The sequence below is a fragment of the Natrinema ejinorense genome (assembly GCF_002494345.1).
Classification (GTDB): domain Archaea; phylum Halobacteriota; class Halobacteria; order Halobacteriales; family Natrialbaceae; genus Natrinema; species Natrinema longum.
Genome location: NZ_NXNI01000001.1, coordinates 3,787,729 through 3,809,697 on the forward strand (window position 1 = coordinate 3,787,729; position 21,969 = coordinate 3,809,697).

The 21,969-nt window shown below is 65.0% G+C and carries 25 protein-coding genes and 1 pseudogene; 14 read left to right on the forward strand and 12 right to left on the reverse strand.

Annotation, left to right across the window (positions count from 1 at the left end):
- The first annotated feature begins 155 nt into the window (after positions 1 to 155).
- Positions 156 to 809, forward strand: a complete 654-nt coding sequence (locus tag CP557_RS18555) for a helix-turn-helix domain-containing protein (RefSeq protein WP_097381272.1) — start codon at positions 156 to 158, stop codon at positions 807 to 809.
- On the opposite strand, the gene CP557_RS18560 is transcribed toward CP557_RS18555, so the two are convergent.
- The 5 genes from CP557_RS18560 to CP557_RS18580 all read right to left on the reverse strand — a co-directional run bounded on the left by CP557_RS18560 (position 801) and on the right by CP557_RS18580 (position 5,058).
- A complete protein-coding gene (locus tag CP557_RS18560) occupies positions 801 to 1,241 on the reverse strand; it encodes a DUF6114 domain-containing protein (RefSeq protein WP_211290226.1) in 441 nt (146 codons plus the stop codon). The two genes, CP557_RS18555 and CP557_RS18560, sit on opposite strands and share 9 nt — an antisense overlap.
- Before the next feature lie 7 nt (positions 1,242 to 1,248).
- Positions 1,249 to 1,848 (reverse strand): hypothetical protein, encoded by a 600-nt coding sequence (locus CP557_RS18565; RefSeq protein ID WP_143825095.1) that lies wholly within the window; start codon positions 1,846 to 1,848, stop codon positions 1,249 to 1,251.
- A gap of 213 nt (positions 1,849 to 2,061) precedes the next feature.
- Positions 2,062 to 2,964: a hypothetical protein gene (locus CP557_RS18570; RefSeq protein WP_097381274.1), complete on the reverse strand. Its 903-nt coding sequence runs from the start codon at positions 2,962 to 2,964 to the stop codon at positions 2,062 to 2,064.
- A 274-nt stretch (positions 2,965 to 3,238) separates the two neighbouring features.
- Positions 3,239 to 4,234 carry a fumarylacetoacetate hydrolase family protein gene (locus CP557_RS18575; protein WP_097381275.1) on the reverse strand — a complete coding sequence of 332 codons (996 nt, stop codon included), beginning with the start codon at positions 4,232 to 4,234 and terminating at the stop codon, positions 3,239 to 3,241.
- Positions 4,231 to 5,058: a cyclase family protein gene (locus tag CP557_RS18580; protein WP_097381276.1), complete on the reverse strand. Its 828-nt coding sequence runs from the start codon at positions 5,056 to 5,058 to the stop codon at positions 4,231 to 4,233. The genes CP557_RS18575 and CP557_RS18580 overlap by 4 nt, the downstream gene beginning before the upstream one ends.
- Positions 5,059 to 5,197: 139 nt before the next feature.
- Here CP557_RS18580 and CP557_RS22275 point away from each other — a divergent pair, with 139 nt between their 5' ends.
- From CP557_RS22275 to CP557_RS23140, 4 genes and pseudogenes are all read left to right on the forward strand, one after another.
- On the forward strand, positions 5,198 to 5,377 hold the full coding sequence (locus CP557_RS22275; protein WP_143825096.1) for a hypothetical protein: 180 nt from the start codon (positions 5,198 to 5,200) through the stop codon (positions 5,375 to 5,377).
- 91 nt (positions 5,378 to 5,468) lie between these two features.
- On the forward strand, positions 5,469 to 6,560 hold the full coding sequence (locus CP557_RS18585; protein ID WP_097381718.1) for a geranylgeranyl reductase family protein: 1,092 nt from the start codon (positions 5,469 to 5,471) through the stop codon (positions 6,558 to 6,560).
- Between the two features lie 93 nt (positions 6,561 to 6,653).
- Complete coding sequence (locus tag CP557_RS18590) at positions 6,654 to 8,090, forward strand: MATE family efflux transporter (RefSeq protein ID WP_097381277.1); 1,437 nt, start codon at positions 6,654 to 6,656, stop codon at positions 8,088 to 8,090.
- Between the two features lie 148 nt (positions 8,091 to 8,238).
- A pseudogene (locus CP557_RS23140) lies at positions 8,239 to 8,379 on the forward strand (dodecin domain-containing protein); the annotation flags it as partial.
- A 23-nt stretch (positions 8,380 to 8,402) separates the two neighbouring features.
- Here CP557_RS23140 and CP557_RS18600 read toward each other — a convergent pair.
- The 4 genes from CP557_RS18600 to CP557_RS18615 form a co-directional block, all read right to left on the reverse strand.
- Positions 8,403 to 9,080 (reverse strand): IS6 family transposase, encoded by a 678-nt coding sequence (locus tag CP557_RS18600; RefSeq protein WP_097381719.1) that lies wholly within the window; start codon positions 9,078 to 9,080, stop codon positions 8,403 to 8,405.
- A gap of 175 nt (positions 9,081 to 9,255) precedes the next feature.
- On the reverse strand, positions 9,256 to 9,528 hold the full coding sequence (locus tag CP557_RS18605; protein ID WP_097381278.1) for a hypothetical protein: 273 nt from the start codon (positions 9,526 to 9,528) through the stop codon (positions 9,256 to 9,258).
- A 13-nt stretch (positions 9,529 to 9,541) separates the two neighbouring features.
- On the reverse strand, positions 9,542 to 10,906 hold the full coding sequence (locus CP557_RS18610; protein ID WP_097381279.1) for a TIGR00341 family protein: 1,365 nt from the start codon (positions 10,904 to 10,906) through the stop codon (positions 9,542 to 9,544).
- Between the two features lie 79 nt (positions 10,907 to 10,985).
- Positions 10,986 to 11,393, reverse strand: a complete 408-nt coding sequence (locus tag CP557_RS18615) for a hypothetical protein (protein WP_097381280.1) — start codon at positions 11,391 to 11,393, stop codon at positions 10,986 to 10,988.
- Positions 11,394 to 11,565: 172 nt separating this feature from the next.
- Between CP557_RS18615 and CP557_RS18620 the strand changes: the two genes are divergently transcribed.
- The 5 genes from CP557_RS18620 (at position 11,566) to CP557_RS18640 (ending at position 14,016) form a co-directional block, all read left to right on the forward strand.
- Entirely contained in the window at positions 11,566 to 12,243 is a 678-nt protein-coding gene (locus CP557_RS18620) for a helix-turn-helix domain-containing protein (protein WP_097381281.1), read from the forward strand.
- 64 nt (positions 12,244 to 12,307) lie between these two features.
- A complete protein-coding gene (locus tag CP557_RS18625; protein WP_097381282.1) occupies positions 12,308 to 12,589 on the forward strand; it encodes a 4a-hydroxytetrahydrobiopterin dehydratase in 282 nt (93 codons plus the stop codon).
- Between the two features lie 25 nt (positions 12,590 to 12,614).
- On the forward strand, positions 12,615 to 13,004 hold the full coding sequence (lwrS, locus tag CP557_RS18630; protein ID WP_097381283.1) for an LWR-salt protein: 390 nt from the start codon (positions 12,615 to 12,617) through the stop codon (positions 13,002 to 13,004).
- A 315-nt stretch (positions 13,005 to 13,319) separates the two neighbouring features.
- The gene (locus CP557_RS18635; RefSeq protein WP_342746479.1) at positions 13,320 to 13,466 is read left to right on the forward strand and encodes a hypothetical protein; all 147 of its coding nucleotides are present in this window, start codon (positions 13,320 to 13,322) and stop codon (positions 13,464 to 13,466) included.
- Positions 13,453 to 14,016, forward strand: coding sequence for an HTH domain-containing protein (locus CP557_RS18640; RefSeq protein WP_097381284.1), 564 nt, complete (start codon positions 13,453 to 13,455; stop codon positions 14,014 to 14,016). Before CP557_RS18635 ends, CP557_RS18640 begins: the two co-directional genes overlap by 14 nt.
- 127 nt (positions 14,017 to 14,143) lie before the next feature.
- On the opposite strand, the gene CP557_RS18645 is transcribed toward CP557_RS18640, so the two are convergent.
- On the reverse strand, positions 14,144 to 14,572 hold the full coding sequence (locus CP557_RS18645; protein ID WP_097381285.1) for a VOC family protein: 429 nt from the start codon (positions 14,570 to 14,572) through the stop codon (positions 14,144 to 14,146).
- A 124-nt stretch (positions 14,573 to 14,696) separates the two neighbouring features.
- Positions 14,697 to 15,059 carry a cupin domain-containing protein gene (locus CP557_RS18650; protein ID WP_097381286.1) on the reverse strand — a complete coding sequence of 121 codons (363 nt, stop codon included), beginning with the start codon at positions 15,057 to 15,059 and terminating at the stop codon, positions 14,697 to 14,699.
- An 80-nt stretch (positions 15,060 to 15,139) separates the two neighbouring features.
- On the opposite strand from CP557_RS18650, the gene CP557_RS18655 reads away from it, so the two are divergent.
- The 4 genes from CP557_RS18655 to CP557_RS18670 all read left to right on the forward strand — a co-directional run bounded on the left by CP557_RS18655 (position 15,140) and on the right by CP557_RS18670 (position 18,769).
- Entirely contained in the window at positions 15,140 to 16,033 is an 894-nt protein-coding gene (locus tag CP557_RS18655; RefSeq protein WP_097381287.1) for an ABC transporter substrate-binding protein, read from the forward strand.
- A 28-nt stretch (positions 16,034 to 16,061) separates the two neighbouring features.
- Complete coding sequence (locus CP557_RS18660; RefSeq protein ID WP_097381288.1) at positions 16,062 to 17,078, forward strand: ABC transporter substrate-binding protein; 1,017 nt, start codon at positions 16,062 to 16,064, stop codon at positions 17,076 to 17,078.
- Positions 17,078 to 18,052 carry an ABC transporter substrate-binding protein gene (locus CP557_RS18665; RefSeq protein ID WP_097381289.1) on the forward strand — a complete coding sequence of 325 codons (975 nt, stop codon included), beginning with the start codon at positions 17,078 to 17,080 and terminating at the stop codon, positions 18,050 to 18,052. Before CP557_RS18660 ends, CP557_RS18665 begins: the two co-directional genes overlap by 1 nt.
- A gap of 81 nt (positions 18,053 to 18,133) precedes the next feature.
- Positions 18,134 to 18,769, forward strand: a complete 636-nt coding sequence (locus CP557_RS18670) for an HAD family hydrolase (protein ID WP_097381290.1) — start codon at positions 18,134 to 18,136, stop codon at positions 18,767 to 18,769.
- A gap of 102 nt (positions 18,770 to 18,871) precedes the next feature.
- Here the strand turns inward: CP557_RS18670 and CP557_RS18675 are convergent, their stop codons facing one another.
- Complete coding sequence (locus CP557_RS18675) at positions 18,872 to 21,847, reverse strand: glycoside hydrolase family 31 protein (RefSeq protein ID WP_245853058.1); 2,976 nt, start codon at positions 21,845 to 21,847, stop codon at positions 18,872 to 18,874.
- Between the last annotated feature and the right edge of the window lie 122 nt (positions 21,848 to 21,969).

A 21,969-nucleotide genomic window follows, 5' to 3' on the forward strand; every position in this document is an offset into this window, starting at 1 on the left:
ACAAATACACCTGATCCTGGCAGTCAGCAACGGAACTCCAACACGGTTCGAGACGGTCGAGCGAGGACGAACAAAGTACTGACGATACTGGACCGAACGGCAATCGTCGCTATCCCGCCAAGGACGGGCGACCGAGACCGTCCCCGATTCGAACCATGAGATACGTTCGACTCGAACTATCGACACCGGCCGGTGCCGTCCACCCGGTTGGTCGGGGGCTGGCGACCGAATCGGATCTCGAGCGGGACGAACTGGTTTACCTCGATTCGTTTCCGGATGGGACCGGGATTCTCCTGTACCGACTCCGCGCTGACGCCGAGCACCTCCGATCACACATCGGGGAGCACCCGCTCGTCCTCGAGTGGGATCTCTTCGAGGGAACAGGGGCAGACGTCTACTGTTACCTGTCCGTCGACTCCGGCGAACCGGCCTCGACGCTCATGTCCCTCGTCGGTCAGGATGGGCTGATCGTCGAGACGCCGATCGAGTTCACCAGTTCCGATTCGCTTCGCCTCACCGTCGCAGGAAAAGAGGAGATGATCCAGCACGCGTATCAGTCGATTCCCGAGCAGTTCGATTGTGTCATCATCAAGACCGGCGAGTACGACCCGACGTGCAAGTGGTCGATCCTCGATTTGACGACGCGTCAGCAGGAGGTGCTTCGAACGGCAGTCGACATCGGGTATTACGACGTTCCAAAACAGGCGACACATCAAGACATCGCGAACGAACTCGGCTGTGCGACGAGCACCGTCGACGAACACCTCCGGAAAGCGGAATCCGGGGTCTTTTCGTCGTTGCTAGGCTAGGGAATCGACGACGCCACGACACCACGAGCGGATCCTCGTCGGAACGGCGTCGGCGAAACCCGACGGACCGTCGGTCGCGGCGTCGGCGGGAACCCACGCGATACAGAGCGAGCCGCCGACCATCCCGAGGAACGTCCCGATTCCGAGCCCACCGAGCGCGCCGAAGATCGAGACGATCGCAAACGCGATCCCGACCGCGCCGAAATACGTCGCGTACTGCGGATAGGCAAGCGAGAGGAGACCGGAGACCAGAACGGGTACAGCAAGAACCAGCCCGACGAAGACGACGTAGTTCCGCACCATCGCGAATCGGATCACGAGATCGAGCGGCACAGCGGCGATGACGAGGCCGGCTAGCGTGAGTACGATCCCGCCCCAGAACGGTCGCTCGCGCCGCCAGTCGGCAAACCGACTGCGTCGGTCGTCGATCATTCGTCGGTTACCCCGTTGCGTTGTGTTCTTCCTGACAGTCGATCACTGGTGGGGTGGTGTCCGTCTCCTCGGGATTTGCCACCATCGCGACGTCGAGCTCCTCCAGTGAGAGCTGGGTAATATACTGGTTTTCCGTCTGGATCGCCCCGTCTTCGATCACGATATCCGGCGATGAGATCCGCATCCGGTCTTCTCCCTCCTCGTATTCGACGACCTGGTCTTCCTCGAACCTGATATCGCCCTCGAGATGCGTAAACCGCTGATTGAGACCCTCGAACTCCACGTGTTCGGCCTCTATCGACACTCTGAACGTATCGTCCGTGACGGGCATCTCGAGGTCTTTGAACAGGTGGAGTCCCTCGATCGTTCCGCTCTGGATGCGCGTCTCGCTGACGGGATAGCGCTCACAGCCTTCGTGGCTCTCCATCGTCGAGTACTGTTCGAACCCGTCGCCCCGGAGTTCGTCGAACGCGACCGTGAATCCGCCGACACCCGTCGCCGGGACGGCGACGCCGGCACCGACGGATGCTACCCCGGCGAGGAAACCGATCAGGACCACGTTTGCGACGAGGAATACGACGACGAATCGCTTGCGATCGATTGGCACGGTTGCGGGGACATTCCCCATATGTATAAGTATAAATTTGTTCGTGTATAGACGGTCATATAAACGGACCCCGCCGTCCGGATGGAAGGAAGCAACGCGTTGAGCCGGCCAGGCGGTGACGTTCCCACCGATCGATACTGCCAGTGTCACCGCTGTGGGGTCGAACGATTCCCCACCGATCCGGTCGGCGGAGTTGCGTATCGATCGTCCCCGTCACGGCTCGAGTCGTCGACCGGCGACTGCCACCTCAGTGGCGACGGCGGCCGTTACTGGGGGTCCGACGCGAGGCTCCGTCTCGGACGGTTCGGCAGCCGATGTGTTCGTCTCGGTCTCGGTTTCCCCCGTTCCGTCCGAATTTCGGACGCCGTCGGTGGTCGAATTCGCTCGCGGCTCGTCGATCGCATCCGTCGTATTTTCGTCGCCGGAATCAGTACCGTTCGCGGTCGTTTCGTCGGGATCGGTTGCCGTAGTTGTCTCGTTCGAATCGGTCGCGTTCGCAGTCGGATCGTTCGATTCGTTCGCCGACCCCTCGGTTCCGTTCTCCGCCGCAGCGGTTTCGGCGTCGTCGGGCGCGGAGAGACCGAAGTGTTCCTCGAGCTCGGGGATGATTCTCTCTCCGACGGGTGACTGCCGTAACAGGTACACGAGCTGGTCCCACGGCAGGGTGATGATCATCCGGTCGGCCGTCCCGTGTCCGAACTCGATATCGGTCCACGGGCCCCGAAGCGTCGTCTCTTCGAACTCGACGTCGTCGAGGGTGATGGTCATCGTTTCGTTCGCCATCGACACTCTGTCGAAACACGTTCTCGCCGAGTGGATCTGCCCGGAGCCGATCTCTATCATGCCCGCCTCGGCGGTGGTGCCGTTACCGGTCGACGATACGACCGCCGACTCCGTGGTGAGGTTCGTCGCGTCCTGCTCGTAGGCGTTCATCGAGATGTTCTCGAGCTCCGTCGAAAAATCGAGACAGAACGGTTCAGGGGGTCCCTGCTCCTGCGCGACGGACGCGTTCGCTATCGATCCCGACTGCGAGGGACTGGCGTATACCCCTGCAGGAAGGCTCGCAGCGACGACGATACCGAGACAGAGGGTCAGGAGAGCGGATCGACTGATCATGTTCGAGTATGGTGTTTGCTAACAGAATGTCAGTCGTGTCAATATCTATTGCCGAGGGTATGTCCGGGATTTTATCCGAGACAGTCGTTCGACACCGAATTCGAGTCGGAACCCAGGACGGTCCCTCGGTCGATGTCGCCGCAAAAGCGTCGGGGCCGACGATACCGAGACAGAATTCGTCTCCGGACGTGAGTTCGAACACCGGCCCGGTGCAGGACACCGTTGCCCGTCGTCGCTGCGGATCGATCCACACGCAACGCCGCGCGCCGCGTCCTCAGTTGACGACCGTGTGCTCGAGCGTCCCGATCCCCTCGATTTCGAGTGCGACGGTGTCGCCGGCCTCGAGCCACTGGCCCAGTTCCAATCCACAGCCCTCGCCGACGGTACCGCTGCCGATGACGTCGCCGGGGTGGAGGGTCTCGGACTGGGAAATATGCTCGATGATCTCGGCGAAGGAGTGGTACATCTCGTCGACGGTACCCTCCGACCAGACCTCGCCGTCGATCCGGGCGGTCATCGGTGCGGCGAGGACGTCGATGTCCTCGCGGGGGACGACGTAGGGTCCGAGCCCGTTCGCGAAGTCCTTGCCCTTCGCGGGACCGAGCCGCCCCTCCATCTCCTCGCCCTGGATGTCGCGGGCGCTGAAGTCGTTGAAGACGGTGTAGCCGGCGATGTGTTCCGCGGCCTCCTCGGCGGGGATGTCCCGGCCGCGCCTCCCGATGACGGCCGCGATCTCGAGTTCGTAGTCCATGATCTCCGAGTAGTCGGGCCACTGGATCGTCTCGCCGGGCGCGACCACGCTGTCGGCGTTGCCCTTGTAGTAGACCGGCAGGTCGTACCAGACGTCCGCGATCTCGCCGTCCATACTGTTCTGAACGTGTTCCTCGATGGCCATACAGTCCCGCATGGAGTTGGGCCGTGGCAGCGGCGCGCACAGCCGGTACTCGCCGGGTTCGTACCGAAGCTTCGCGCCGCCGGGCCCGCGTTCGGCGTCCGTCTCGGCCGCGTACTCGAGGGCCTCGCGTGCATCCGCGATCGCCCGGTCGCCCCGCTCGAGGAAAGCGATCATCTCCGGCGGGACGTGGGCCCGGGCGAGGTCGGCCGGCGCGGGTTCGCCCTCGGCCTCGAGAGCCGCGCCGTAGGCGGCGGTGAGGTCCACGAGGGTCGCGTCGCCCGCGCCAGCGTCGTCGGATTCGGTCGACTCGTCGACGGCTCCGATCCGTTCGACGGGACCGATCGGGGTGTCGACTTCGAAGGTGGCGAGTTTCATGTGCTACTCCCACCTGTTTCGTCGCCAGCAATAAAGGCAACCGGCCGCACCCATCCCGCGCTCCCGTCTTCGATCGAAATCGGGAACGCGACCAGCGGGATGTCGGTCTCGCGGGGCAGCGCGTCGAGGTTCGCCATCTTCTCGATCTGGCAGTACTCGACCTCCCGGCCCGCGACGTGGGCCGGCCACAACTCGTCTTCCTCGCCCGACTCGAGGTAGCGTTCGGCCATCGTGGCGAAGGGCTTGTCGAAGCCGTAGGCGTCCGTGCCGATCACCTTCACCCCTCGCTCGACGAGGAATTTCGTCCCCTCGGCGCTCATGCCGGGGAACTGCGTGAGATAGTCGGGCTGGCCCCACAACTCGTCCGCCCCGGTCTGAATCAGGACGATCTCGCCCGGCGAGAGTTCGTGAGCCAGTTCGTCGAGAGCGTCCTCGAGGTCGGCAGCCGAGATCTCCTCGCCGGGATCCATCCACCGGAAATCGAGCACGACCGCGTTCCCGCGACACCACTCGAGGGGAATCTCGTCGATCGTCTTCGCCGGCTCGCCGTCGACCTCGGGCCCGTAGTGCCAGGGCGCGTCCATGTGGGTACCCGCGTGGGGGATCACCTCGAGGTCCTCCCACGCGAGCCCCATTCGGTCGGGGAAGTCCTCGGGCTCGACGTCGTACCCCTGTTCCTGAAGGGTCTCGGCGAGCCGCGCGGCCCCCGCCTCGTGGTCGAACGCGTCGATCTTCGGCGGCGTGGGCTCGCTCGCGACGCCGTCCTCGAGTCCGATACTCAGGTCGATCAGCGTGGCATCGTCGGCTGTCACCAAGCCTCGCATAGTGGCCACGATTCGAGGGAGCCATGTAAGCGTGACTGCACCGGCCGTCCGCGATTTCGCGCCGTTTCGAGCGGTCGGCCATATCGAACCGGTACCGAGAAACGCAATCGGTATCCGATTCGTGGCAACGTTCTGAACTATGAGCGAACCGGTTGATTCGTGGGTCGTGTTGCTAACTGCGGGAATGGCGCTTACCGTCGTCGGCACGCTGGCAATGGACTCGGTCGCGTGGTTCGTCCAGTACGCCGTCCTTGGACTGGGACTTCTCCTCTCGATCTTCGCAGCGGTTCGAGCGGCCGCGAGTTTCCCGTCCAACTGAACCCCGACGCCACCGACGGCGGGCCGCATCCGACACCGTTCTCGAACGCGTCTCGAGAACCTATTTATCGTCCGCCGTGAACGTGACGAGCATGTACGATTTCGTCGTCGTCGGCGTCGGCCCACCGGGGGCGCGCTTCGCCCGCCGGGCCGCCGAGGAGGGCTACGACGTGCTCGCCCTCGAGAAGGGGCAGATCGGGGACCCGCTGGCCTGTTCGGGCCACGTGAGTACGGACATCTGGAACTTCACCGGCGAGGGTGCCCGGGAGGAACTCTTTCAGAACGAGATCTACGGCGCGCGATTCCACGTCGGCGGCCCCGACAGCGACGCCTATCGCTTCTACAAGCGCGAGGTCGCCTCGAACGTCATCGATCGCGTGGGACTGGACCGCCACCTCGCGGCGCTGGCTCGCGAGGCCGGCGCGGACGTCCGGGAGGAACATACGGTCACGGGTGTCACTGAACACCGCGACCGCGTCGACGTCGTCGCCAGCGGTCCCGACGGCACCGTCGAGTTCGAGGCGAAGATGCTCGCCGGCTGTGACGGGCCGCGCTCGAGAGTTCGGGACGAACTCGAGCTTCCCCAGCCCGAGGAACTGCTCCACGGCGTGCTCGCCTTTTCCGAGGAGGACGACCACGAGGATTTCGTCGACGTTCACCTCACGCCGCCGACGTTCTTCGCGTGGCGGATCCCCCGCGGCGAGGCCGGCGTCGAGTACGGGCTCGCGGCTCCCCCCGGCGTACAGGTGACCAAACACTTCGAAGAACTGATCGACGGCTACGAGATCGACGTCTCCCACCGCTGCTCGGGGGCGATCCCGATCGGCCCGCCGGACCGGGTGACGACCCGTCGGGCCTTCCTCATCGGCGACGCGGCCGCCCAGACCAAGCCCTTCACCGGCGGCGGCATTCTCTACGGGATGACCAGCGCCGACCACGCAGCCCGCGAGATCGATCCGGACCGTCCGACCACGCTCGCGGCCTACGAACGCGCCTGGCGGGACGACCTGACGCGCGAGCAGGAACTCGGCCAGTGGATTCGACGCGCCTACTCGCTGCCCGAGCCGATCCAGCGGATCGGGCTGCGAGCGCTGTCGGGGGAAATCGGCGTCCACATGGACCGACCGACGTCGCTGGTCTCGCCGACCCACCTGAAAGCGATGGTCTCGCGGCTGCGCGGGTAGGGTCCTCGAAGGCTCCACACTGGGGAGTCGGAATGCCAATCTCGAGTGCCGGAGCCGACAGACCGAAGGCGTCGGTCACGCAACGGGGGAGCGATGACGGGCCAGCAGTGGCGGGCGACAGCGCTCGCGTTCGTCGCCGGGGCGCTCGAGCGGATCGGTATCATCGACGGGGAGCGCTTTCGCCCGACGATGGAACTGGCCTGGCCCCGGATCGTCACCGGCTTTGCGATCATGTCCGAGCAGACGGCCGACCTCGCGATGGTCGGGGCCGCCGTCGGGACGGCCGGCACGGCGGGGCTGGCCTTCGCGCTCGGGTACTGGCAGATCGTGACGCTGCTCGGCCTCGGGGTGGCAGGCGGGACGGTCACGCTCGTCTCGCAGAACTACGGCGGCGAGGCGACCGATCGCGCGTCGCTGGCCGTGACCCAGAGCGTCGTACTCGCGACCGCACTCGCGCTCCCGATCATGGGTCTCTTTCTCGCCGTCCCCGACCCCTTGATCGGGCTGCTCGGTGCCGGTCCGGACGCGCTCCGTCACGGCAGCGTGTACCTCGTCTACGTCGCACCGGCCGTAGTCTTCGAACTCCTCAATCTCATCGCCAGTCGCACCTACACCGGCGTCGGCGACACGTTCACCGAAATGGTCGCCCGCGCCGGCGGCGCGGCTCTCAACGTCGTCCTCAGCGGTGCGCTTATCTTCGGCTTCGGGCTGGGCGCTGCCGGGGCGGCGATCGGGACGACCCTCGCGAGCGGGTTCGTGACGCTCGTCCTCGCGTGGGGGATGCTCGGCCGGACGTACGGACGGCTCGGCATGGAGCCGAGCCCCGTCCCGATCGCCCGAGACGGGCCGTGGCTCGAGCCGACGCTGTTGTATCAGTTGATCGAGATTTCGCTGCCGGAGATCGGTCGCCGGCTCGCACAGGGAGCGGTCGTCTTCCCGCTGCTGTGGATCGCTGCCTCCTTCGGCCCCGTCGTCGTCACCGCACTCGAGGTCGGCCGACGGGTGCGGGCTCTGATCAACAGCGTCAACTGGGGGCTGTCGCTGGCCTCGAGTTCGCTCGTCGGGCAGCACCTCGGTGCGGGCGATGAGGACGAGGCGGGCGCGTACGGCGCGGCGATCATCCGGCTCTCGGCCGTCCTCTACACGGGCGTGACCGTTCTGGTCGTCGTCTTCGCGCGGCCGATCGCGGGGGTGTTCGTCGCCGGCTCCGCGGAGATCGTACAGGCCGCCGTCTTCGTCGCCGTGGGTGCCGTCAGTTCGATCGGGTACGGAATCGACGGGGCCGCCGCGGGAGCCCTGTTGGGCGCGGGTGACACGCGCTGGCCGTTCGTCGCCTCCCTGCTCGGTCGCTACGCCTTCGCCCTCCCGGCAGCCGCGCTCGGGCTGGTCACGCCGCTCGGGGTCGGCGGCCTCTATCTGGCGCTCTTCCTCGAGACGGCCGTGCCGGGCGGCATCAATTACTGGCTGTTCCGAAACGGCCGATGGAAGGCCGTGAGTCGGCGGTATCGGCCGTCCACGGAGCCGGGCTAACTCCACCCGAGCCGGGCGGATCCGAGCCGGCATACCCCCGGCCAAGGACTATACCCTCCGCCGGTGTCCGTTTCCGCGCATTATGAGCGAAACTGCTAAAGTCATCAAACTGGTCGGCAACTCGACCGAATCCTGAGAAGACGCCGCACAGAGCGCGCTCGACGACGCCGACGAGACGCTCGAGGGGATCACCGGAATCGAAATCGAGTCCCAGACGGCGGACGTTCAGGACGGGCAGATCGAGGCGTACACGACGACGATCCACGTCTCGTTCGGACTCCAGCGCTGACGGGACCTCGAGACGGGCACTGTCTAGTTCTGGATCACCTCGACTGGCGCTTTTCCATCGAGAGCTTGATGCGGTCTTTGGTGGTTGTAGTAATGCACGAACTGTTCAAGCCACTCTCGGACGCTTGACCGACTGCCCACCCATGAATTATGGAACCGGTCGATGCGCATTTTGAGGGTATGAAACCACTTTTCGATGAGGTTTCGGTCGGTATAGTTGACCCGACCGCTCAGTCCGACTCGGGAAAGGGCAGTCCGATAGCCAAATTGATCGACGAGAAACTCAGCCTCGGAGAGATCATGTTTCTCGCGGAGTTTCTGCAGAAACGCAGCCGCCGAATCGGTGCCATGTCGACTAAACAACGCAACGTCGAGAATTACTTTTGTCTCGATGTCTATTGCAGCATACAACCAAGACCACTCGCCGTTGATCTTGACAGCAGTTTCGTCGACAGCGACCCGCGACGGCGTCGCCGTCGGCGGGTCGCATCCACTGTCAGACAGCCGATGAACCCAGTTCCAAACCGCTCCGTGAGAACGTTCAACGCCTAATTCAGCGAGAATCGTTGTTGTCTCCCGAAGCGAACAACCAGTCTGGTGGAGGCGGACGGCGAACGCCCTGACGGGCGTCGCCGTCCGCTCGTTCTCCCAAGATTCTTCTAAATCCGTCGCATAGCTCTCGCTGAGCAGGTCTGCGAGCATCTTAGCCAATTCACTCAACGACCTGCTCATTTCTCAAACTGACGCAACTAGACAGTGCCTCGAGACGGATCGTATCGCCGTTCTTCCACTACAGGCGGTTCGAAACGCGAGTCACTCCGGTCCCCGGTCGTCCTCGTCGCGGACCGAACGGCGGATGGAGTCGGTAAAACGGGGGTCACGTGGTCGAGGCGGGCTCCGATTCGAGCAGCGGGATCCCGTTCGCTTCGAGGAAGCCGAACAGTCGAACGAAGGCGAGACCGAGGGCGATCGCACCGACGGCCGCGAGCGCGATCACTGCGACGTCATCGGGCGCTCCCATCGATACCGCCAGCAGCGATGTGGTGAGCGAGAGGAGCGTGATGGTCGTCACCAACTGTAGCGTCGACTGACTCAGCGCGAACCATGTCGACCGAGAGACGTACCGATCCCGTTTTCGAGCGTAAACCATACGAAATAGTCACTCATCTAACAGTATAACTCTTTCCCAGCACTGTACTCGTGGACCGACTCGTCTCCTCCCGTTCGGCGTCGCCGCCGCTCTCTTCGGCGACGACGTACTGGACTTCGACGACCAGCGATTCGCTGCTGTGGGGTCTGATCTCCGCGTAGAGGCGGTCGGCCAGCCCCGGCTCCGTACCGGGATTCCGTCCGGAGACCGTTACGACGACCCGGTCGACCGACTGGATCGGGTAGTCGCCGTCGAGTTCGACCGCGACCTCGTCGCTCTCGAGGCCGTCGTACTGTGGCTCCGCGAGTACCGTCTCGACCTCGTCTTCGGCGGCCGACCGGAGTTCGGTGGTGTGGAAGTCAAGCAGGGTCACGCCGGCCAGCGGCGCGGTAAGCACCAGCAGACCGATCCCGAAGATTGCCGCGTACGTGTACGTCGGCGTCCGGGTCGGCGACACCTCGAACAGCCCCTGCGGGCGGTAGCCGGCGATCCACAGCGTCGCCAGCGCGGCGAGGTTGATCGACAGGAGGTTGACGATCACGAGGACGCCGGCACCGATCGCCGCACCGGACATCCCCCACGCGACCGTGATGCCGACCGCGGCTGAGGGCGGAATCAGTGCCGCGGCGATCATCACGCCGACGATGGCCTCCGAAAAGCCCCGCGTGAGACTCAGGATACCGGCGATCCCCGCCCCCAGCGCGACCGCGAGCGAGAACAGGTTCGGCGCGACCCGTTCCTCGAGTTCGGTGGCGGCGACGATGTCGACCCCGGCGGGCTCGAGGCCGGCCAGCCGCGCGAGCATCGCGAGGACGATCGAGGCGACGACGACCATCGCCACGCCGGCGATCTGGTAGGTGAAGCCGGTCCGTTTGAGTCGGTCGTCGCCGGTCACGATGCCGATGTTGGCGGCGAGTGCGGGTCCCAAAAGCGGCGCGATGACCATCGCCCCGATCACCACCGCGGGGGAATCGGCCAGCAGTCCGGCGGTGGCCACGACGGCGCTGATCAGCAACATGACGGTATAGATTGCGAACGGGGGCGTGAGTTCGTCGGCCTTCGTGCGCAACACCTGTCTCGAGGTGCGCGACTCCGTCTGCCCGCCGCGACTGTATCGCTCTCGGAGCGTCGCGAACCCCTCGGAAATGACCGTCTCGGCGTTGATGACGACGACGCTGGCCTCCTCCCCGATCCCGGCCCGCTTTAGCCGATCGAGGAGCGGTTCGACCGCCTGTGTCGGGACCGGAAACCGGACGACCGCGGCGTACCCCCTCCCGCTGGTTTCGTCGCTGACGACGTACTCGATCCCTTCCGACTCGAGGATGTCGAGAACGGCTCGTCGCTTCCCCTCCTGTACCGCAATCTCCAGGTAGCGCATACTGGGGCCACATTCGAGTCGGGGTTAGTAGTCGGGGCAGCAGTGGACGGGTGGCGGGGCAGCAGTGGACGAGCGTCCGTCAGCCGTCGGTGCCGAGTATTCCGCAGGCGATCGCCTCGGGCTCGACCAGTTCCTCCCCGTCGACGGCGTCGGGATGCAACAGGAGGATCGTGTCGTCGGGCATCTCGGCTTCGACTCGGATCCGCCGGCCGAGGACGTCCTCGAGTTCGTCGACGTCGTCGATGTCGAACTCCCGTTCGCAGAGCAGTTCGGCGTTGGCCCGCGAGAGGACGAAGACGAGCGCGCCCGGCTCGAGGTGTTCGCTTTCGGCGGTCTCGAGCAGGGTCGCGAGGGCATTCGAGGAGACGCGCTCGAGCGAGCGGATCGTCACCCGTTCGGTGTCCGAACCCGGCGCTTGCTGTGACTGCGTGCGGACGCGAGCGGTCAGCTCCGCGAAGTCGGTTTCGGGGTCGAGACGCGGTGGCATACGCCGTCTCGGCCGCCGTTCGTCTTGACACTGTGGCCGGCCAGTTCCGGCGTTCGAGGACACCGCGGCCCCGAGCACGGATCCTCGAGCAGCCCGCAGGCGGTATCAGCGAATCCGACAGTCAGTCCCGGTGTAACAGCGGTTTTTACGCACCGCCGGTGTACGAAGCCCGATGTCGACGATAGCCGACCTCCGGCTGCCGGCGGCCGAGACCGCCCTGGCGACGGCGTTCGAACGCGCACCCGCGGCCACGTTCGAACTCGAGTCCTCGGTGTCGAAGACGCGCCCCTCGCTGTGGGTTTCCGGTGTCGATCCCGAGACGGCCGGGACGGCGTTCGAGGCCGATCCCTCGGTCGAGGAGGCCGAACTCCTCGTCGAAACGGGATCGCGGCTGCTCTACGACGTGACCTTCGCGGAGGGTGCCGGAACGAACCGACTCTGGGACGACCTGCTCGCGGACGGCGGCTCGCTGCTCGAGGCACGGGCGAGCGACGGCTGGTGGCAGATGACGGTTCGGTACCGCGACCGCGACCGGCTCTGTGACGCCTACGATCGGCTGGTCGATCGCGGGATCAACGCCGACCTCCGACGCGTGACGGACGTGACCGACGTCGAGGGCCACGAGACGCGCCTGACGCCCGAACAGCAGGAAGCCCTCGAAGCGGCGCTGGAGTACGGCTACTTCGAGATCCCACGCGGGATTTCGATGGAGGAACTGGCCGAGGAGCTGGGGATCTCTCACCAGGCGCTCTCCGAGCGGTTCCGCCGGGCCTACGAGACGCTGGTCGACGCCGAGCTACAGCCCACGGGAGAGGACACGGAGCGGACTGACGGACGCATCGGCCAGTAATCACCCACACAACGGGTGGAAACGTGGCACAATCGTTATTTGATTGGCTTGCGTTCGGCCGAACATGGCTGCGCTACTTTCCGACGAGGAAATCGAGGACCGGCTCCCCGACGAGTGGGAACGGGGGGACGACGAGATCGTCCGGGTCTACGAGTTCGACGACTACCTTCGCGGCGTCAACTTCGCTCAGATGGTCGGTGAGATCGCCGAAGCCCAGTTCCACCACCCCGAGATCGTCATCCGGTATGCCGGCGTCGAGATTCGGCTGACATCCCACGAGGAAGGCGGGATTACCGAGAGCGATATCGAGATGGCGGAGCTGATCGAGTCCGAGCGCGACCACTGAGCCCGCCCGGCCAGACGAGCACCCGATGGACGCCCGTTACGTCTTCCGCGTTCGGCTCCGCCTCGAGCCCGCCCGGGAGGAGGTCTCCCTCGAGCCGAGCAGCGCCGAGACGACGGTCACGCTCTTTCGCGAGGCACCGGAGCCGGGCACGGAAGGGTGGCTCTTCTTCCGGAATACGCTCTGGCGTGGCGAGGTGGCCGACCAACCGTACGCCCGCCGACTCGCCGCGGAGTGGCTCGGCGTTCCAGCACGGCGTATCGAGGACGTCGACTTCCGCGAACTCCAGGCCGACGAGGAGTACGTCGACGCGCTGAAACGGGAAATCGCCGCCGACCTCGAGCCGTTCAACGCCGACACCGTCTCGGCGGTGCTCTCGAAGTATCTGGGCTCGAGCGTCCACGTCCGCTCACCCTGATCGCTGACCCGTCCGATCGTGGTCCGCTGTCCTCCGCTCGAGGTCGCCCTGACGGATCACGTCTCCGCGCCGGGTCACGGATCGGGGTCGTTCCCCTCTTCGGGACTGGACCAGGAACTGCCGTCTCGAGCGGACCGTCCCGTCACAGTAGTATAAGGAGATTATATTCATTAGATGTGTAATACTGTCGATTGGTATCATGCAACTGCCCCACCTTTATGTATTCGCTTGTGGCCGCCTTCTATGATGTCTTTGAGCAACCCGCAATTTGTGATCCCGGACGAGATCGCGTCACCGCAGACTAAACTCGTATACATGTCCCTCCTTGTCGCCGACGAGCCGAAAGCGACTGACCTCCAGGGGCTGTTGGGACTCTCGAAGCTCACGCTCTTTGCCGTTCTCGAATCGCTCACTGCGAACGAACTCGTCCGGCGAACGGAGGCTGGCTATGTCGTCCGGTGATCCGACGGCTCTCTCGGTCGTCGAGACGGCCCTGCAGCGGGAAATCCGGGTGGACTGCTACGTCCGGTCTCCCCTCTCGACGGCCGTTGCCTCCCGAATCACGACCCTCGTCGAACGGCTTCGGACGCTCAGCGAACGGGGGGTCGTCGCAGACGTACGGGTCGATCAGTGGCCAATGAACGGCTCGGTTGCGGACGAATCTCGGGGCACGCGGGACGAACTCGTCGACGCCTTCGAACGGTGGGCCGCCCAGCACGGCTACTCGCTCGAGCCGGCGTTCCGTCGTCGGATAACGCCGCCCTCACCGCTTGGTCTCGATGACGAACCGCGCGATCGGACGCGCGTTCCGCTGGTGGCACTGGCGTTCTACGAGGCGGATACCGACGCGGAGAGGCTCCGGGGGGTCGTGCCGTGTACGGACGAGTCACATCCCGACGACGGACGGACGTATACCGTCGACCAGTGGCTCACTGCGGTCGAACGAACGCTCCTCGACACGGCACCGAACGAGCCAGGAACCGGGCAGACCACGCCGCTGGAAGGGCAATGAGTCACGGCATTCGAGTGGAACCGGTTCGCGAACGGTTCTGGACCGTCGCTGAAAGGAACGAGCCCGCTGTCGAACCACCGTCTCTTCTGCGACACTCGAGTCTCCCGCCGCGACACCGTCGGTGAACTCACTCGACGTCGTCGTGGGTCAACAACGGTCGCGTTCGCTCGTCTGCAGGCGGCTCGTAGGTAACGACCTCGAGGAGGTTGCCGTCGGGGTCGAGGAAATAGAACCCTTCGAACGCTCCCCAGTCGTAGGGCCCCTGTTTCGGGAACTGTCCGTCGAGGTCGTCGATCAGCGACTCGTAGCTGTCACGGTCGGTTTCGAACGCGAGGTGGGCTTTGTCGAGTGGATGGTCGATCCCGCCCTCGTCCCAGTTCTCGGCTCGGCCCGTCTGGGCTAGCGTCACGACCGTCTCGCCGGCCCGCAACATCGCGTGCTCGCCCCGGAAATCCGCGGGCGGCCTGAGCAATTCGAGGTCGAGGGTCTCGCGGTAGAAGTCATAGCAGGGCTCGAGCCTGTCGACGTCGACGTTGAGATGATCGACGGCGTCCATGCGGGCCGATACCACGGGGGGCTACAAGAGCGTATCCGTTCCAGCAGTGTGAGTCGCCTCGAGCCGTGCCGGTCGTCGTCCGTGAGTACTGGCTCTGTGACCGTCGTCGACGTGCTCGACCCCGTCAGGACCGATCGTCGCTCGCTGGGATTCGTCGCCACTCCGGTTCCCCTCGAGGGGGTGCGTGGACTCCGATGCCGGTCGCGGCTTCGCGGCTCCGGTTTTCCGCACCGTGGCGCTCGTTGGGCCGGAACGCGTAGGCGTCGCCGGCCGTAAGGGTGTACTCTTCGCCCTCGACGATCGCAGTGAGTTCTCCCTCGAGGACGAAGCCGATCTGCTCGTTGTCGTGGCTGTGCACCGGCAGCGTCGCCCCCGGTTCGATCCGCCAGCAGACCATGCTCGCCCGCGCTCCCGTCGGCAGCTCCGCGAGGGAGACCCCGTCGGCGACCGCCTCGAACTCAGCCTGGGTTGCCGATACTTGTCTCATGGTAGTCCCCACTCCCCACGGCTGCACTGATAAACGTACCATGGAAACGTTTTAAGCCACTCTTCGGTGTGGGGTGTTCCATGTTAGCAAGCGAGCCGGTCCGACTGTTCCACCTCCCGTTCTCGTTTCTGCTGCCACAGACGGTGGCGGCCGACCGGGGCTATTTCCGCGAGGCGGGGCTCGACGTCGACCTGGTCGAGCGAGACAGGCGCGACGTCGAGGTCAAGTACGTTCCGGCGGGGGAGACGCTGACCGGGGAGTACGACGTCGACCTCTATCCCGTCTGCAAGTGGGAGAGCATCCGTCGGACGTGGACGATGGGCGACGGACGCATCGTCGCGACGGGTACCTTCGCGACCCTCCCGTACACGGTCTTCACGCGTCCCGATTCCGACGTCGAGACGCCGGCCGACCTCGCCGGCGTTCCGGTCGGGGTCAACCGACGAACCGGACAGGAGTACACCGCCCGGAAGGCCCTCGAGGAACACGTCCCCGCCGACGAGATCGATCTCGTCGGCTGTGGGATGCCGACCGATCGACTGGCGGCACTCCACGAGGGTCGCGTCGACGCCGTGACGCTCATCGACCCCCACAGCACCCTCGCCGACCATCTCGGTTACCGGCGGCTCCTCGAGTACGACAACCACATGGGGATCGTCGGCGGCGACGACGTCGACCGCGAGCTACTCGAGGCGTTCCTGCGGGCCTACGGCCGTGCGGTCGACGATATCAACGCCGATCCCGACGCGTTCCGGGAGACGTATCTGGCGATGCTCGAGGCCGATGCGGCGGTCGCACCGGATCTGTTCGACGACGTCGACATGGACGCCGTCCGCGAGGGGATCGTCGTTCCGCGATACGAGGTCCCCGAGCCGGTCGATCGCGCGGCGCTCGACGACCACCTCGAGTGGATGCAAGAGCGCGGACTGCTCGACGAGAACGCCGCGGTCGACGACATCGTCGCACCGCTGTGACCCACATCGAACCACCGACCACCAACCCATGACCGACATCGACATCAGTTCACAGCAGGCCGCGATCGACGAATTCCAGGGCGAACCCGGCGACCAGCCCGTGGTGCGCGCACGGTTCGAGCACAACGGCAGTCCGCGGTACATGCTCTATACGATCAAGCGGTTCGGGTTCGACCACGACCACGGGTTTCACCTCGACCTGCAACTCGTCTCGGACGAACTCGACGAGGGCCGCGAAACCGTCGAGGCGAAACTCCAGACGGGCGACGCCGACCTGATCGACATCGACTACATCTCGGCGGCCCGGGAGCGTGCGGGGGGTGCGCCGATCGTCGCCGTCCACCCCTACGGTCAGACGGTCGGCGGTCTGGTCACGCCGGCCGAGTCGCCGGTCGCGGGGCTCGCGGACCTGTCGGGCCACCGGATCGGCGTCGTCAGACGCCTCGACAAGAACTGGATCCTCGTCCGGGCGGCCTGCCGGAAATTCCACGGCTTCGATCCCGACGAGACGGCGACGGCGGTCGAAGCCGGCTCGAAGGTCGAGCTCACGCGGCTGCTCGAGGACGGCGAGGTCGAGGGGATCTGCCAGTTCTGGCAGCTCGTTCCGGCGATCGTCGAGACCGGACCCTACCGTGAGGTAATGCCGATGTCGCGGCTCGTCGACCGCCTCGCGGCGAGCGACGGCGAGGGGCCGATCCCCGTCTCGACGTTCCTGACGAGCGAGGCGTATCTGGCCGACCACCCCGATGGGATTCGCGGGTTCCGGGGCGCGTTTCGGGACGCCGTCGACCGCCTCCAGCGCGACGATGCGCTCTGGGAAACGATCGGCGAGGAACTCATGTACGAAGACGACCCCGCGGTCGTCCGCGCCGTTCGCGATCGGTGGCGCGAGATGGTCGTCCCCGACTGGGACGACTCGACCGTCGAGGGGATGGAGCGACTGTTCGACGAACTCCGGGCGGTCGTCGGCCCGGACGCGCTCGGTGTCGACGAGCTTCCCGAGGGGCTGTTCCGGACCGACCTCGAGGCGGAGGGCCGTCCGTGATGGAACCCCTCTCCTTTCAGCTCAACTGGGAGCCAAACGGGTTCCAGTCGCCGTACTTCCTGGCCCGCGAGGCGGGGTTCTACCGCGAGGAAGGCCTCGAGGTCGAGTTCCTCGAGGGCCACGGCTCGCCGTACGCGGTCGAACGCGCCGCCCGCGGCGGGGCCGATATCGCGCTCGCCGGCGCGAGCGCCGTGCTGGCGAAACAAAGCGAGGGCGTCGAGCCCCTCGCCGTCGCGGCGGTGACACAGAAGACGCCGGCGGCGGTCTACACCCTGCGAGACGTGTTCGGGGAGCCCCTCACCGAGCCCGAGCAACTCGCGGGCCGGACCGTCGCCCCCTCCGCGACGAAGACGCGGATCCTCGCCGCGCAGTTGCTCGAGAACGCGGGAGTCCGCGACGAGGTCGAACTCCTGTCAGTCGATCCGCACACGCACCACCGCGTCCAGCACAAGGTCCTCGACGGGACGGTCGACGCGGCGGTCGGGGTCGTCACGAACGGGATCGAACTCGGGCGGGAACACGGCCGGACGCCCGACGAACTGCCGATCGGTGAGTTCCTGGACATCTACGGCATGACGCTCGTCACCGGCCCCGCGTTCGCCGACGAGCAGCCCGAGACCGTCCGCTCGTTCCTCCGGGCGACCGCCCGCGGCTGGGCCGTCGCGACCCGCGATCCCGAGCGTGCCGTCGACGCACTCGTCGACCGCAACGCCACCCTCGAGCGGAGGCGGGCGATCGAGCAACTGAAATTCGAAACCGCGGCCCACCGGTTGCAGTTCACGCCGCATGTGGGGGAACACGGCTGGGGCACACAGGAGCGGGCCCGCTGGCGGCGACTCGGCGAGACGTTAGCGGAGACGGCGCTGCTCGAGGGGTCGATCGATCCGGACGCCGCGTGGACGGACGAGTACCGGCCGGACGACGACCCGATCGTCGCGGAGTACGCCGACCGGGCGCAGTTGCGGGTGGACTGAACGCGACGACCGTGGCCTCCCGCCGTCCCGGCCGAATCGGTCGATAAGCATTTAGTCGAGAAACACATATATCGGCGTCCGATGGATCTCGAGCGCGACTACGACTTCTGGCTCCTCGATCTCGACGGCACCCTCGTCGACGTCGAGTGGTCCTACACTCGCGAGGTGTTCGATCGGGTCGGCGACCGACTCGGCCGGGAGTTCACCGATCGAGAGGCCGACATCATCTGGAACGGCCTGACCGGGTCTCGAGATCACCAGCTTCGAGAATGGGGCGTCGATCCGACCGCGTTCTGGGAGGCGTTCCACGAGGAGGAGGACCCGCTGGTGCGAGCCGAGCAGACGTACCTCCACGAGGATGCCGCGTTCGTCGCCGACCTCGAGGTACCGGTCGGACTGGTCACCCACTGTCAGGAGTTCCTCGCCGAGCCCGTCCTCGACACCGTGGGAATCCGCGACTGGTTCGACGCGCAACTCTGCTGTACCGAGGAGACCGGGTGGAAACCCGATCCGACGCCAGTCCAGTCGGTCATGTCCGAGCTCGGCGTCGCTCACAACGGCCACCAGGGTGTGCTCGCGGGCGACGGTGCAAACGACGTCGGTGCGGCCTGGAACGCCGGCCTCGACGCGATTCACGTCGAACGGGTCGGCCACGAGCGACGAGGGCAGTGCGTACTCGGCGACTATCGCGTCCGCTCGTTCGACGAACTGTCCTGATCGTCCGCCGGCAAACGACGATTCGGAACCCGCTGCCGTTCTGACCGCGTGCGACGAATTCCTACCGATCTCGACAGCACGGCTCGCACGATTCTGTCTCGCTTACCGTCGGTTGTTACCGGCACGGCTACCAGTACCGTGGTTTCCGTTCCCTCTGGTTCCGTTACCGTGGTTTCTGTCACCGCGATCTCTGCCACCGCGATTTCTGTTACCGTGGTTTCTGTCACCGCGATCTCTGCCACCGCGATTTCTGTTACCGTGGTTTCTGTCACCGCGATCTCTGTCACCGCGGTCCCCGTCACCGCGATTTCCGTTGAAGAACAGCTTCACCGTCTCGTCCTCGTCGGCGGGAACGTGCACGAGGACGGCGTCGGCCGCTTCGCTGTAGGTGAACGTCTCGGGCGTCTCCTCGACCGTCTCGGCGTCGCTGACTGCCTCGTACTTTTTTGAGGCCGCTTGCACCTTCCGCGGTGCGTCCGACCGGTCGAGTTTCAATAGATACGACGAGACCTGCGAGTCCGCGTAGTTTCGGACGACCGCCTCGCGCTCGAAGCTGACGACACCGCCGGATGTGGCCGAGACGGTAAAGTCAGTCACGTTGTACGCACCGTCCCGGTAGGATCGACTCTCACCGTCGTCCTCGTAGAAGGAGTACGACGCTTCCCCGTCGACGTACGTATCGAGGACGAGCGTCGTCAGCGGCTGTTCGCCGGTGTACTGCTGGACCTCCCGCATCGGGATGATGGTGTCGTTCCGAACGAAGACCGGGATGTGTTCGAGCGGGGCATCGACTGTGAGCGTCTGCCCGCCATCGTACTCCTCGCCGGTCCAGTAGTCGATCCACTGCTCCCCCTCCGGCAGGTAGGCCTCGCGGGAGGTCGCGCCTTCCTCGAGCACCGGTGCGACCATCATGTCGTCGCCGAACATGAACTGGTCGGCGATATCGTGGGTTCGCTCGTCGTCCTGGAAGTGGACCACCAGCGGCTGCTGGACCGGCTTTCCGGTCTCGGTCGCGTCCCGGAACTCGTTGTAGAGGTACGGGAGCAGCCGGTAGCGCAGTCGAAGGTACTTCTTGCTAATCGCCTCGACCTCGTCACCGAACGTCCAGGGGTGTTGGTTCCGCGGTTCCCCGTCGTCGACCTTGGTGTGGCTGTCCGCGTGATTCCGGCAGTAGGGGACGAACGCTCCGAGTTCCATCCAGCGGGCGAACAGTTCCGGGTCGGGTCGGCCGACGAAGCCGCCGATGTCGTGGCCGACGAACGCCAGTCCGGACAATCCCAGGTTCAGGTGCATCGGAATCGACTTCCGCAGGTGTTTCCACGAGCTTACGTTGTCTCCGGTCCAGAGCGCCGCGTAGCGCTGTCCCCCTGCGTAGAGGTTCCGGTTCAACAGGAACGGCCGCTCGTCGGGCTTGTAGACGTCGTAGGATTCGTGGGCCGCTCTGGCCATGTCGAAGCCGTACATGTTGTGATACTCCTCGTGGAGCATCGTGTCGTCGCCCGTCCCGTGGACGTTGTCGACCGGCATCGTCCAGTCGTACTTCTCGTTCTCCTGGAACACCGCCGGTTCGGCCATGTCGTTTTTGATCCCGTCGATGCCGGCGTCGAACAGCGCGTCGTGTTGTCGGGCCCACCACGAGCGGACCTCCGGCCGTGAGAAATCAGGCCAGACCGTCTCGTCCGGCCAGACCCTCCCGACGAAGGTCTCGCCGTCGGCGTTTTTCACCCAGTAGTCGTTTTCCGTCCCCTCGATGTAGACATCGTACCGAGTGTGGTCGTTCGGGATATCGGTCGTCGCGAGGGAGACGCCGTCCTCTTGGGTGCCGGTGTCGGGCGTCTCCGCGTAGGGCGTGTCACCGGCTGAATCGTCGTCGGAGTCGTCGCCGTCGGACGTATCGCCGCCGGAGTCACCGTCGTACTGGCTCTCGTCCGGAGCCGAATCATCGGGCGTGGGATCGTACGATTCCGCCGCGGCGACGCCGGGGTCGTTGACGGCGACCGTTCTGATCCCCGGGACCGACTCGACCCGCTGGAGCGCATCGAGGTAGTCGTCGTCCCAGGTGAAGACGCGATACTCGTTCATGTAGTCGATGTCGAAGTGCATCGCATCCAGGGGAATCCCCTTCTCGCGGTAGGTTTCGGCGGTCTCGACGATCTCGTCTGGGGTGTACTCCCACTTGCTCTGGTGGAGGCCGAGCCCCCACTTCGGCGGCAGTTCCATCGTCCCGGTCAGTTCCGTGTACCGCTCGAGGACCCCCTCGATTTCGGGGCCGTACGCGAAATAGTAGGTCAACTGACCGCCGTCGGCGAGGAAGTAGTAGTAGTCGTCCGATTCGGTCGCCATCTCGAATACGGAGTGATACGGGTCGTCGAAGAAGATCCCGTAGGCGCCGACGTCTTTCACGCCGACGAAGAACGGAATCGACGTGTAGACGTAGTCGTTGTCCGCACCGTAGGCGTACTGGTCCGTGTTCCAGTGCTCGAGTTTCTCGCCCCGTTTGTTGAGTTCGTTGCCGGGCTGTTCGCCGAACCCGTAGAAGGCCTCGTCCTCGTCGGTTTTCTTGTAGGCGTACGGTTTGCCGTCCTCGTAGCCCGGTGATCCCTTATCCAGATAGTCTTCGTTGATGACGGTTCCGTCTTCGTCGCGGAACGCGACGCCGAAGAGTCCGTTGTTGATCTCGACGGTGATCGTCTCCGTCTCGAGAGCGATCCGGTCTTCGGTCTCGTCGACACTGAAACTCGGCGTCTCCCATTCCGCTCTCCCCGCTGCAATACCGCGGGACTCGTACTCCTCCTCGCCGGGTTCGACGATCGAGACCCGCGCCATATCGTCGGCGAACAGGCGGACGTATCCCTCGTACTCGCCGAGGTCGACTTTCACCCCATCCTCGAGGACATCGTAATCTCGAACGAACAACGTCTGGAGGTCGTCATCGTCGAGTTCCGGTTCGTGATGGATTTTCGAGTCGTAATGATCGGCCAGTGCAGTGGAAGATGCGAGTGCACTGCCTGCCAGCAACGTGGCCGATGCTTGCAAGAGCGTCCGTCGGGCTGTGAGCCGAGGTGGCCTATCAGTCATCTACGCAGAAATTAACTACGATGTGTATTAAAAATTTTCTGATTCCGAGTACTGTGATGAAAATATACAATGATTGAATCGGGAACCGATTGAAAAATAGACTTGCGAGTGGGCGATTGGTC

What these genes read in the sequence shown, in the direction of transcription:
- CP557_RS18560 (WP_211290226.1), bottom strand. Translation starts at nt 1,241, where the DNA reads ATGATCGACGACCGACGCAGTCGGTTTGCCGACTGGCGGCGCGAGCGA.
- CP557_RS22275 (WP_143825096.1), top strand. Translation starts at nt 5,198, where the DNA reads ATGAGCGAACCGGTTGATTCGTGGGTCGTGTTGCTAACTGCGGGAATG.
- CP557_RS18675 (WP_245853058.1), bottom strand. Translation starts at nt 21,847, where the DNA reads ATGACTGATAGGCCACCTCGGCTCACAGCCCGACGGACGCTCTTGCAA.
- CP557_RS18575 (WP_097381275.1), bottom strand. Translation starts at nt 4,234, where the DNA reads ATGAAACTCGCCACCTTCGAAGTCGACACCCCGATCGGTCCCGTCGAA.
- CP557_RS18625 (WP_097381282.1), top strand. Translation starts at nt 12,308, where the DNA reads ATGGCTGCGCTACTTTCCGACGAGGAAATCGAGGACCGGCTCCCCGAC.
- CP557_RS18640 (WP_097381284.1), top strand. Translation starts at nt 13,453, where the DNA reads ATGTCGTCCGGTGATCCGACGGCTCTCTCGGTCGTCGAGACGGCCCTG.
- CP557_RS18645 (WP_097381285.1), bottom strand. Translation starts at nt 14,572, where the DNA reads ATGGACGCCGTCGATCATCTCAACGTCGACGTCGACAGGCTCGAGCCC.
- CP557_RS18605 (WP_097381278.1), bottom strand. Translation starts at nt 9,528, where the DNA reads ATGGTTTACGCTCGAAAACGGGATCGGTACGTCTCTCGGTCGACATGG.
- CP557_RS18615 (WP_097381280.1), bottom strand. Translation starts at nt 11,393, where the DNA reads ATGCCACCGCGTCTCGACCCCGAAACCGACTTCGCGGAGCTGACCGCT.
- lwrS (WP_097381283.1), top strand. Translation starts at nt 12,615, where the DNA reads ATGGACGCCCGTTACGTCTTCCGCGTTCGGCTCCGCCTCGAGCCCGCC.
- CP557_RS18635 (WP_342746479.1), top strand. Translation starts at nt 13,320, where the DNA reads ATGTCCCTCCTTGTCGCCGACGAGCCGAAAGCGACTGACCTCCAGGGG.
- CP557_RS18580 (WP_097381276.1), bottom strand. Translation starts at nt 5,058, where the DNA reads ATGCGAGGCTTGGTGACAGCCGACGATGCCACGCTGATCGACCTGAGT.
- CP557_RS18650 (WP_097381286.1), bottom strand. Translation starts at nt 15,059, where the DNA reads ATGAGACAAGTATCGGCAACCCAGGCTGAGTTCGAGGCGGTCGCCGAC.
- CP557_RS18590 (WP_097381277.1), top strand. Translation starts at nt 6,654, where the DNA reads ATGACGGGCCAGCAGTGGCGGGCGACAGCGCTCGCGTTCGTCGCCGGG.
- CP557_RS18670 (WP_097381290.1), top strand. Translation starts at nt 18,134, where the DNA reads ATGGATCTCGAGCGCGACTACGACTTCTGGCTCCTCGATCTCGACGGC.
- CP557_RS18555 (WP_097381272.1), top strand. Translation starts at nt 156, where the DNA reads ATGAGATACGTTCGACTCGAACTATCGACACCGGCCGGTGCCGTCCAC.
- CP557_RS18665 (WP_097381289.1), top strand. Translation starts at nt 17,078, where the DNA reads ATGGAACCCCTCTCCTTTCAGCTCAACTGGGAGCCAAACGGGTTCCAG.
- CP557_RS18620 (WP_097381281.1), top strand. Translation starts at nt 11,566, where the DNA reads ATGTCGACGATAGCCGACCTCCGGCTGCCGGCGGCCGAGACCGCCCTG.
- CP557_RS18570 (WP_097381274.1), bottom strand. Translation starts at nt 2,964, where the DNA reads ATGATCAGTCGATCCGCTCTCCTGACCCTCTGTCTCGGTATCGTCGTC.
- CP557_RS18600 (WP_097381719.1), bottom strand. Translation starts at nt 9,080, where the DNA reads ATGCTCGCAGACCTGCTCAGCGAGAGCTATGCGACGGATTTAGAAGAA.
- CP557_RS18610 (WP_097381279.1), bottom strand. Translation starts at nt 10,906, where the DNA reads ATGCGCTACCTGGAGATTGCGGTACAGGAGGGGAAGCGACGAGCCGTT.
- CP557_RS18660 (WP_097381288.1), top strand. Translation starts at nt 16,062, where the DNA reads ATGACCGACATCGACATCAGTTCACAGCAGGCCGCGATCGACGAATTC.
- CP557_RS18655 (WP_097381287.1), top strand. Translation starts at nt 15,140, where the DNA reads ATGTTAGCAAGCGAGCCGGTCCGACTGTTCCACCTCCCGTTCTCGTTT.
- CP557_RS18585 (WP_097381718.1), top strand. Translation starts at nt 5,469, where the DNA reads ATGTACGATTTCGTCGTCGTCGGCGTCGGCCCACCGGGGGCGCGCTTC.